This is a genomic window from Streptomyces sp. NPDC051662 (assembly GCF_040681655.1).
Lineage (GTDB): Bacteria > Actinomycetota > Actinomycetes > Streptomycetales > Streptomycetaceae > Streptomyces.
This window is the reverse complement of the sequence record NZ_JBFAZD010000048.1, coordinates 26,994-37,416: the sequence shown is the minus strand read 5'-3', so window position 1 is coordinate 37,416 and position 10,423 is coordinate 26,994. Positions and strand designations below refer to the sequence as shown.

The 10,423-nt window shown below is 70.2% G+C and carries 6 protein-coding genes; 3 read left to right on the top strand and 3 right to left on the bottom strand.

Translation table 11 applies throughout. The annotated features are described in order from the left end of the window. Positions 1-109: 109 nt before the first annotated feature. Both AB0M67_RS40305 and AB0M67_RS40300 read right to left on the bottom strand, forming a co-directional pair. A complete protein-coding gene (locus AB0M67_RS40305; protein ID WP_365753058.1) occupies positions 110-1,408 on the bottom strand; it encodes a M14 family metallocarboxypeptidase in 1,299 nt (432 codons plus the stop codon). Next, a complete protein-coding gene (locus tag AB0M67_RS40300; protein WP_365753057.1) occupies positions 1,408-3,456 on the bottom strand; it encodes a Xaa-Pro dipeptidyl-peptidase in 2,049 nt (682 codons plus the stop codon). The genes AB0M67_RS40305 and AB0M67_RS40300 overlap by 1 nt, the downstream gene beginning before the upstream one ends. Positions 3,457-3,644: 188 nt before the next feature. Between AB0M67_RS40300 and AB0M67_RS40295 the strand changes: the two genes are divergently transcribed. Then, complete coding sequence (locus tag AB0M67_RS40295; RefSeq protein WP_365753056.1) at positions 3,645-5,135, top strand: M1 family metallopeptidase; 1,491 nt, start codon at positions 3,645-3,647, stop codon at positions 5,133-5,135. 250 nt (positions 5,136-5,385) lie between these two features. Next, entirely contained in the window at positions 5,386-6,426 is a 1,041-nt protein-coding gene (locus tag AB0M67_RS40290; protein WP_365753055.1) for a LacI family DNA-binding transcriptional regulator, read from the top strand. 54 nt (positions 6,427-6,480) lie between these two features. Here AB0M67_RS40290 and AB0M67_RS40285 read toward each other — a convergent pair whose 3' ends face one another. Next, positions 6,481-8,736, bottom strand: coding sequence for a glycosyl hydrolase (locus AB0M67_RS40285; protein ID WP_365753053.1), 2,256 nt, complete (start codon positions 8,734-8,736; stop codon positions 6,481-6,483). Positions 8,737-9,002: 266 nt separating this feature from the next. On the opposite strand from AB0M67_RS40285, the gene AB0M67_RS40280 reads away from it, so the two are divergent. Beyond that, positions 9,003-10,307, top strand: coding sequence for an extracellular solute-binding protein (locus AB0M67_RS40280; RefSeq protein WP_365753051.1), 1,305 nt, complete (start codon positions 9,003-9,005; stop codon positions 10,305-10,307). The last annotated feature ends 116 nt before the right edge of the window (positions 10,308-10,423 follow it).

The window sequence follows — 10,423 nt, the reverse complement described above, 5'->3', positions numbered from 1 at the left end:
CAGTACTGGACGTACTGGGGTGATCCGACAACGCGGCGAGCGTGCGTGCCGGGCGTCGCCGGGCAGGCGGGACTTTCGCAACACGCCCTAGGGCGAGCGCGAGGAACGGTCAGCAGGCGGCGGGCGTCGCGGCCGTCAGGTGGTACTCCGCCCGCTCGTCGAGCAGCAGCGGCACCAGGCTCCGCTGCGACTGGCGGAGCGGTACGAAGGCGCCCTTGCCGAGCGGCAGCGGCACGGACACCACGCCGTGCAGGGCGAGTTCGTCCTTGACGTCCGTGTACTGGGCCGCGTCGAGACGGTAGCCGCACGGCGGGTCCTGGAGGATCTTCTCGGGGGCCGCGGGGTCGTTGTCGGCGCCGCCGAGATAGACGGGACCGCGGTCCTTGAGTCCGGTCAGCCGGGCGGTGGCCGTGGCGGTGACGATCCGCGCCCTTCGCTCGTCGGTGAAGGAGAACAGGCCCTTCAGGGAGTCGAGTTGGCTGGTCACACGGCGCCGGTTGTTGAGCGCCTCGTCGGCCTTCTCGGCGTCCGTGACGGGATCGACCCGGCTCTCGATGAGCAGGCCGATCGAGTGCTTGACGCCCGAGGCGTTGCGCAGGATGCGCTCCTGGCCGTCGCCCGCCGTCTGCTTGATGGGGTCGCCGGTCACCGGGTCGGTCCAGATGCCATAGGTGCCGATGGAGTGACCCGCCGCGCGCGCGGCGGGGCGTACGTACCGCTCCGACAGCGCCCGCGCCTCGTCGTGCACCCGCGTGTCGGTGTTGAGGTTGCGGGGCCAGAGGTCGAACAGGTCCTCGTCGTAGTACGGCGGGGTGGCGCCGTACTCGTGCAGGTCGTAGATGATGTCGGGCTGACGGTCGCGGATGACGGCGGCCATCGCTCGGCCCTCGGCCGTCTTCAGCGCGATGTGGTCGCGGTTGATGTCGACGCCGTCGGAGTTGCCGCGGGTGTCGGCGGCCCTGCCGTCCGGGTTGGCGGTCGGGACGACGAGCACGGTCGTACGGTCCAGGAAGCGCCGGGTGGCACGGTCCTCGGCGTAGGCGAGATCGCGGACGGTGGTCAGACACGCCTCGCGGCCCGACGGTTCGTCGCCGTGCTGGCTGCACACCAGCAGCACGGTGGCGGGCGCGCGGCGGGCGCCCAGCTCGACGAGCTGGAGCGGCCGGCCCTGCTTGGTGGTGCCGATGGTGGTGAGGGTGGCGCGGTCGCTGCCCCGGTCGACGGCGTTCAGGAACCGCTGTTCCTGGGCCTGGCTGGTCCAGTTCGCGCCGTCGCCGGTCTCGAACTCCGTACGCGGCGGGGTGTCGGCGGCCCGACCAGGGGTGGCCTGCGCGGGGAGGGCCGCGATCGGCAGTACGAGGGCCGCGGCGGTCACCGCCAGGACGAGGGTGCGTAGACGGGGTGTCATCAGGTGCGGTCTCCCGGGATCGGAGGTGTCCGGCGCGGCTCGGCCACGCCGTTCGGACGGGACTCTCGGGGTGCGCTGTGCGGCGGGACGGTGCCGGACGTGGCGCGGGTGAACGCCTCGGCGCCGCCGACGAGCGGCAGCTTCGCGGATGTGCGGGCCAGATCGAGGGTGAGGGTCGGAGTGGTGGACGGCGGGTCGATCAGGCCCTGGTCCGTGCCGCCGATGATCAGGGCGAGCCGGTGGCCGGCGGGTACGACATGGTCGCTCGCGGCGAGTTGGAGGGTGAGGGTGTATGGCTTGCCCGGGGTGAGCGGACGGCCGTGGCCGGCCGAGGCGTAGGTGCCGAGATCGGCCCAGCCCCGGCTGAAGACCGTGTGGTCGACGTCCGCGGTCCTGGCCGCGGTCTCCCGGTAGCAGGAGCTGTCGCCGGTGGTGCTCGGGCCCCAGCAGGTGCGCTCGGTGAGGGTGGTGATGCCCTCACCCGCGTGCCCGTAGTCACGGATGGTGTCGGGGCCGAGGTCGACGAGGACCGCGGAGAGATGGGCGGTCGAGGTGGACGGGGTGGCGGTGACGGTCACCGTGGAGGAGCCGGAGAGCCGTAGATCGCGGCTGAGCGGCCGGGTGATGAAGCCGGACTTGGCGGTGGTGGACCGGTCGATGTCCGCGGCCCAGTCGGACTCGCCCAGCCGCGGGTCGTCCGTGAAGGTCTCGGTCGTACCGGGACGGGCGGGCGTACGGCCGAGTGTGCCGACGCCCGGGACGGTACCCGCGGCGGGCCGCACCGTCGTGGCATCGGTGGCGCGCGGCGGCCACACCCGGTCGGTCGTCCAGCGGTCGGGGGCGCGCTCGATGTCCGCCATGGGCTCGCGGTCGACGCCGTTGTCGTAACCGAGCAGATAGTGGTCGAACCAGCGGTGCAGGGTGTCGACCCATTCGGTACGGCGGAAGTCGAACGGGTCGACATGGCCGGTCTGGGAGAGCCAGATCTTGCGCTCCACGCCCGCGTCGGCGAGCGCGTCCCACCACTGGCCGAGGTGTTTCGTGCGGACGTTGAGGTCCTGCATGCCGTGCACGGCGAAGACGCTCGCCCTGACGTTCTCGGCGTTCCGTGTGTAGTCGCGCTCGCTCCACAGCCGGGTCCAGTCGCCGGTGCGCGGCGCCCCGTCGATCAGCCGCTGCTGGACGGCCTGGCAGCGGGCGCGGGCCTCGGGGCTCTCCACATAGTCCGAGAGCCATTCGGGTCCCGAGTCGTAGAGGGGGGCGCCCTGGGCGAAGTAGTAGTCGTACCAGGAGCTGATCGCGGCGATCGGGACGATGGTCCTGAGCCCCTTGACGCCGGTGGCGGCGACGCCGTTGGCGATGGTGCCGTCCCAGCTCTTGCCGATCATGCCGGTGGCGCCGGTGGTCCAGGAGGCCCGTACGGGGTCGGTGCCGGTGCGGCTGCCGTACGCGCGGGCCCGGCCGTTCAGCCAGTCGACGACGGCCTTGGCGGACAGGATGTCGGAGCGTCCGCCGATGTCGACGCAGCCGTCGGAGCGGTTGGTGCCGGTCAGATCGACGGCGACGAAGGCGTAGCCGCGCGGCACGAAGTAGTTGTCGTAGTGCAGCGGGAAGCCGACGGGGTCGCCGTTCGCGTCATAGGTCTTCTTCTGGCTCTCGTTGCCTCGTCCGCAGCAGGAGTAGTACGGGGAGGCGTCCATGATCACGGGGATCTTCCGGCCCGACAGCGCGGCCTCGCGGGGCCGTACGACATCGACGGCGACCCGGTCGGTGCTGCCGTCGGCGTCGCCGTCGATCCCGGTGTCCACCCAGACGGACTCGCGGATGGCGTTCTCGTAGGAGTAGACGGGCTCGCTGCGGGGCGGGGGCGACTCGGCCGCCGCCGACCGCGCGCTCGGTGCTGCCTGCGCCGACCGCGCGTTCGGTGCTCCCTGCGCCGGCTGTGCCTGTGCTCCCGCCGGGGCGAGCAATACCCCCAGCAGCGCGGCGGATGCCGTCGCGACCAGCGTTCTGCATGACCAGCGGGCGCCCCGCGCACGGATCTCCATGGGGCGGAAGGTACCCCCGTCAACTCGCCCGCAAAAGAGGGCCGTCGGGGGAGGCGAGGGGCGGGAGGGGACCGTACGGCGTATCCGCCGCATGGCAATCATGTGACATAACGGGCCATGGACATGACCATGCGGCGATGTGCTCCATAAGGTCAAGAGACCTTCGATCCCCACGATTTGGAGCGGCAGTGCACCGCAGATTCATCGTTCCGGGCGTCCTCGCGACCTCGCTTCTGCTGGCGATCCCGGCATCCGCCGCGGACTTCTCCCCGGGCGCCCCGGGCATCGGCGACCCCTACTACCCGGCCAGCGGCAACGGCGGATACGACGTGTCGCACTACGACCTCAGACTCACCTACCAGCCCGCCACCGATCTGCTCCAGGGCACGGCGACCCTGCTCGCCACCGCACGGCAGGACCTCTCCCGCTTCAATCTCGACTTCGGGCTGAAGACCGAGGAAGTGAGGGTGAACGGGAAGAAGGCGGTGTTCGCCGCCACCGGCGATCACGAGCTGGAGATCACCCCGGCCACGCCACTGACGAAGGGCCAGTCGGCCTCGGTGGTGGTGCGGTACGCCGGCAAGCCGTCCGAGCTGGAGATCGACGGCTATACGGCCTGGCACCGCACCCCGGACGGCGGTGTCGCGGCCCAGGAGCCGGAGTCGGCCGTGTGGTGGTATCCGTCCAATGACCATCCGCTGGACAAGGCGACGTACGACATCTCGGTCTCGGTGCCCGACGGCACCCAGGCGATCAGCAACGGCGTTCTCCAGTCGCGGAGTTCGAAGCTCGGCTGGACCCGCTTCAACTGGCGTTCCAACAAGCCGCAGGCCACCTATCTGACAACGCTGGCGGTCGGTAAGTTCGACATCACCACCGACAGGACCGCGGACGGACTGCCGATCCTCAACGCGTACAGCGTGGACCTCGGGGACAACGCGGGGGCCGCGCGGGCGAGCGTCGAGCGGACCGGCGAGGTGGCGGAGTGGCTGACCGGTGTCTTCGGCCCCTACCCGTTCAACGCGCTCGGCGGCTATGTGCCCAATGTGACCAGCGGCTACGCGCTGGAGACACAGACGCGGCCGTTCTACAGCCCGAGGCAGTTCGCGAACGGCGCGAATGTCTCGGTGGTCGTCCATGAGCTGGCGCACCAGTGGTACGGCGACAGCGTCTCGGTCCGTGGCTGGAAGGACATCTGGATCAACGAGGGCTTCGCGCGGTACAGCCAGTGGCTCTGGTCGGAGAAGGAGGGCGAGGGCACCGCGCGGGAGCTGGCCGACTATCTGTACGCGCAGTACCCGGCCGACGACGCGTTCTGGACGGTGAAGCCGGGCGACCCGGGCCCGGACAACCAGTTCCACGGCGCCGTCTACGACCGTGGCGCGCTGGCTCTCCAGGCGCTGCGGAACAGGATCGGTGACAAGGACTTCTTCGCGATCCTGAAGGGCTGGCCGGCCGAGCACGCCCATGGGAACGCCTCGGTGAACGGCTTCGTGACCTACGCGGAGCGGATCTCGGGCAAGCCGCTCGCCGGGTTCTTCGACACCTGGCTCTACCAGCCGTCGAAGCCCACTGCCGGGGCCGCGGCGGGGGCGGGTCTCGTACGGTCCGACGCGGCGCCCGGCCGGCCCGCGTCCTGGAAGCGGATCGCCGCGACGAACACGATCCACGAGCGCTGACGGCCGGACCGTCCCGCTCCGCGGCCGTGCCGCGCCCGCCCTGTGCGGCGCCGCGCCCGCTCTCCGGCCCTTCCGTGCCCGTTCCGCGCCGCCCTTCCCGGGTGGCGCGGCACGGCGCTTTTCCCGTCGAAGCGGCATGTTCCCTGCTGGGGCAGTATGGGAGCGCTCTCAGGAACGCGCCGGGAGCGGCTAGGCTGGACGGCGTTCCTGTCCGCGCAGTCCGTATCACCTCCGACGAGGAGCGCACGTCTTGACCGAGCCGTTCCCTGGGGCCCGCCCCACTCTGGAAGCCGTCGCGGCGCGCGCCGGTGTCTCGCGGGCCACCGCCTCCCGGGTCGTCAATGGTGGTGCGGGGGTACGACAGCCGCTGGTCGAGAAGGTGCAACGGGCGGTCGAGGAGCTGGGATACGTACCGAACCACGCGGCCCGCACACTGGTCACCCGGCGTACCGGCGCCGTCGCCGTGATCATCGCCGAGCCGGAGATCCGGATCTTCTCCGACCCGTTCTTCTCCCAGCAGATCCGCGGTATCAGCAAGGAACTGACCGCGCACGACTACCAGTTGGTCCTGCTGCTGCTCGAAGGCCCCGGCGACTACGACCGGATCGCACGCTATCTGGCGGGCGGCCATGTCGACGGCGCGCTCGCCTTCTCGCTGCACACCGACGATCCGATCCCGGAGATCACCCGGCGGGCCGGGATGCCGACGGTCTACGGCGGCCGGCCGAGCTGGACGTCGGCGCCCGACCACCGGGACGTGCCGTATGTGGACGCGGACAACCGCGGCGGCGCCCGGGAGGCCGTGCGGTATCTGCGGGACCTCGGCCGTCGGCGGATCGCGCACATCGCGGGGCCACGCGACCAGACATCGGCCACCGACCGGCTCGACGGCTACCGCGATGTGCTGCTGGACGGGGATCCCGCGCTGATCGCCGAGGGGGCGTTCACCGAGGAGAGCGGGGCGCGGGCGATGACCGAGCTGCTGGCGCGGTGCCCCGGGCTGGACGCGGTGTTCGCCGCCAATGATCTGATGGCCTCGGGCGCGCTGCGGGTGCTCAAGGAGCGCGGGATCGCGGTGCCCGACGAGGTGGCGCTGGTGGGGTTCGACGACATGGACTCGGTGGCCGGGGTCACGGATCCGCCGCTGACCACCGTCCAGCAGGACATCGAGGGGCAGGGCCGGCTGATGGCGCGGCTGCTGCTGCGCGGGCTCGACCGCGAGCGCGAGGGCGAGCGGGCCTCGGCGTCGGTGATCACCCCGACCACGCTGGTACGGCGGGCCTCGGCCTGAGCCGGGCCCGCCGTCCCTCGTTCCCCGGTGCGATGACGCGATGAGGCGGTGGGACTACCTCGTCGCCGTCGAGCGGGCCGGTACGTCGAGCGTCGTACCGTCCGAGAAGGTGACGGTCCGCGCCACCGACTCGAAGTTGTGCGCCGCGTAGGTACGGACGCCGCCCTTGCTGAAGACGGCCGAGGCCGGGACGGACCCGGTCACCGTCGCGTCGGGAGCGCCGAGCGCGTCAAGCGTGGCGATCCAGTGGTAGGTGTGCGCCTTGGACTCACCGGCCTCGGGGGTGTAACCCGCGTTGCCCGCGTCCCACTTGGCCTTGGCGCCCGCCGGATCGGCGAGTGCCTCGAACTCCCAGAGGATGTCGCGCCATTCGACGGCCGGGCCGCCGTTCTCCCGTTCCAGCTCGGCGAGATTGCGTTCGATCGCCGCCTTCTCCCGGCCCAGATGCAGTGAACCACCCGTCACAGGCAGGACGTTGATGCCATGGATCTCCTCGGGGTTGGCGGTCCACCAGGTGGAGTACGCGGCGCCGCTGCCCCACACCATGCCCACCGTGTCATGGCCGAAGGAGGACGGGAAGACCTGCTCGTCGGCGTCGAACCAGTACTGGGCGATCGCCTCGGACTCGGTGGCGAGCAAGTAGCTGCCCAGATCCCGTAGTTCGGCGTCGCCGGTCGCCGAGCCCCACAGGACGAGTGCGGCGCTGAGGTTGGTGGACTCCGACGACGACTCCTGGTTGTTGCCCGCGGCGAACCCCTGGTGGCCGGAGGCCCAGCTGTGGCCCGCGTACACATCGAAGCCGCGCAGGAAGGGGAAGGCGGTGTCGGTGCGGCTGGGGTTGGCCGCGTCACGGACCAGCGTCTTCACCATGCCGCCCCAGGCGGAGTCGGCGGCCCACACCTGGTCGTACTGCGCGACGATCGCCGCCGCGTACACGTAGTAGCTGTAGTGGAAGTGGTGGTCGTTCAGCTCCGTGTCACTGCCGTAGGACGCCGGATAGCCGATCAGCGTCTTCCAGTCCTTGTCGTACGAGAACTCACTCGCGCCGCCCGCCGTGAACCACTCCTCCAGCCGGCTCTTGAGCAGCCCGAGGAGCTTGTCGCGCGTCGCGCTCTCACCGATCTGGTCGGCCATGGGCACCAGTTGGGCGAGTCTGCCCAGCGCCTTGCCCGTCCAGTACGTGTCGGTCGCGCCCGAGAACGGGTCGCCCGCGCCCGCCACCTCGTCCAGATAGCCCTTGAGCCGCGCCCGGTCGACACCGCTCGACTTCGGCAGCGCGGGCAGCACCCCGGAGGACGCCTGGGAGGTGGTGAAGGAGGCCGACTCGCGCACCTTCATCGTGCCGCGTGGTGAGACATAGGTGTACGGGGTCAGCGCGTCGGTGGTATTCAGCCACTGATGCCGGTAGAGGGCCTGGAGCGTACCGGTCTCGGTGCCCTCCTGCGGCGCGGTGGTGAGGCTGTAGGTCGCCCTGACCGTGCCGCCCTCGGTGCTCCAGCTCACCTTCGAGCCGGTGACGAAGCTGTACGCGTACTTCCTGTAGGTCGCGAGCGCGTCGGTGGACGGCAGGACCGCCAGCGAGAAGTAGTCGGCGCCGCCGAGCCCGGCCGTCACGGTGGATCCGGAGACGGCCCAGTCGCTGCCGCTCGGTGCGAACAGGGCGTAGTGGTGGCCCGCCACGGTGATACCGAGGACATTGCCGTCGTCGGCGAAGACCTCGGGCGCGGCGGCGGTGGTGATCCGCGCGTCACCGCCCGAGCCCTTGGCGTAGACGAAGGGCAGACCGTGGCCGATGGTGGTCCGCAGCGTGCGCGCGCCGTCGGACCAGTACGGCGTGACGGTCCAGTCCGACCAGGCGTCGGCCTTGGTGTCGGGCGAGTTGAGCCCGGTCAGACCGAGGGTGAGGTCGGCCTTGTGCGCGTACTCGTACTGGCGGCCGTCGCCGACGATCGCCGGGGTGGTCGGATAGCCGACCTCCAGTCCGCCGGCCGTCGCCTGATAGGTGAGGGGGTGGCCGTACATGGGTGTGGAGTACGGGTTGTCGCCGTATCGCTGGAAGGCCAGCGAGGACCACCAGTCGTTGGTGGGCAGTGGCCGGTCGCGGGCGGCCTCGGTCACCTTCGGGGTGACGGGAGTGCCGGTGTTGGTGGTGGGGCCGGATGTGCCGGCGGGCCGGCTGTCCGAGTAACTGCCTGAGCCGACGGGCACATTGGCGGCCAGCGCCGGGGACGCGGCGGGGCCGAGACCGACGGCGGCCAGGGCGGTGGCCAGAAGCAGCGCCGAGGCGGGTCTGGCGCGGGAGACGGACATGGACGGCACCTCGAAGACATGGGGGGCAAGGGCGTCCGAGAGCGCTCTCAGATGGCAGGAAACGTAAAACTCCTGAAACAGAAGTGTCAATACGTCTGACAAGTAAGGCAGTTCACGACGAGCCTGGGTCTGAACCGTAGCCGTTATGTGTTCGAGTCTTGACGAGGAGGAGCGCGCCGGGGCACGCTCCAAGCCATCTCTTGAGAGCGCTCTCAACTGCCTCTCGTGGGTACTCCGTTGTATTCCGAAGCCAAGGGAGGCTTCCCATGCCCAACGCCCGAGCCGCCAGGAGGGCCGCGGTCCGTCTCGGTGCGGTCGTGCTCTCCGGGGCACTCCTCGCCGCGTGCGGATCCGGTTCCTCGGGGGGAACCTCCGACAGTGCGGGCGGCAAGGTCACGCTGACGGTCGACCTCTTCGGATCGTTCGGCTACAAGGAGGCGGGACTCTACGCGGAGTACCAGAAACTCCACCCGGACATCACGATCAAGCAGAGCGACACCGAGGACGAGGCCGACTACTGGAAGTCGCTCCAGACCCGGCTGGCCGGCGGGGGCGGGCTCGGCGACGTGCAGGGCGTCGAAGTGGGCCGGATCGCGTCGGTCACCCAGCAGCAGTCCGACAAATTCGAAGACTTGAAGCAGTACGGCGCGGACAAGCTCAAGGACCAGTTCGCCGAGGCCAAGTGGTCCGCCGCCACGACGGAGGACGGCCGGATCCTGGGTCTCGGCACGGATGTCGGGCCCGAGGCGATGTGCTACCGCACGGATCTCTTCAAGCAGGCGGGGCTGCCGACGGACCGTGACGAGCTGAGCCGGACATGGTCCACCTGGGACGGGTATCTCGCGCTCGGCAAGGAGTACAAGAAGAAGGCGCCCGCGAAGAGCGCCTGGATCGACAGTATCGGCAGCCTCTACTCGATCATGATCGGCCAGGAGAAGGAGCGGTACTACGACGCCTCCGGGAAGCTGGTCTACGAGAACAACCCGGCCGTGAAGACCGCCTGGGACACCTCCGTGGAGGCCGCGGAGTCCGGGCTGAGCGCCAAGCTCGACCAGTGGACGCCGCAGTGGAACCAGGCGTTCGCGGCCGGCTCGTTCGCCACCATTCCGTGCCCCGCCTGGATGCTCAGCTATATCAAGGGCCAGGCGGGGGAGACCGGTTCGGGCAAGTGGGACGTCGCCAAGCTGCCCGGCGGCGCGGGCAACTGGGGAGGCTCGTATCTCTCCGTCCCGCGCGCCGCCAAGAACAAGAAGGAGGCGTACGAGCTGATCGAGTGGCTGACCGCGCCCGAGCAGCAGGCGAAGCTCTTCCAGAAGCAGGGGCTCTTCCCGTCCGCCACGGGCGCCATCGAGAAGGTCTCGGGCGCCAAGGACCCGTACTTCTCGGACGCGCCGATCGGTCAGATCTTCGGTGACGCGGCCAAGTCCTCCCCCGTACAGGTCCTCGGGGTCCATGACGCCAATGTGGCCCAGCAGATCACCAACGCGCTGAGCGAGGTGGAGCGTAAGGGCACCTCGTCCGAGAAGGCGTGGTCCACGGCGAAGAAGGGCGTCGACAACGTCATCGGCTGATCAGCGCATCGGCCGACGCTGTCTCCGGGGGCGGGTTCCGGGCGGATTCCACATCTCGTCCCCGCTCGGTGCCTGTCCCCGGTCCCGTCCTTCCCCTCTCGCTCGCCCACGCTTCC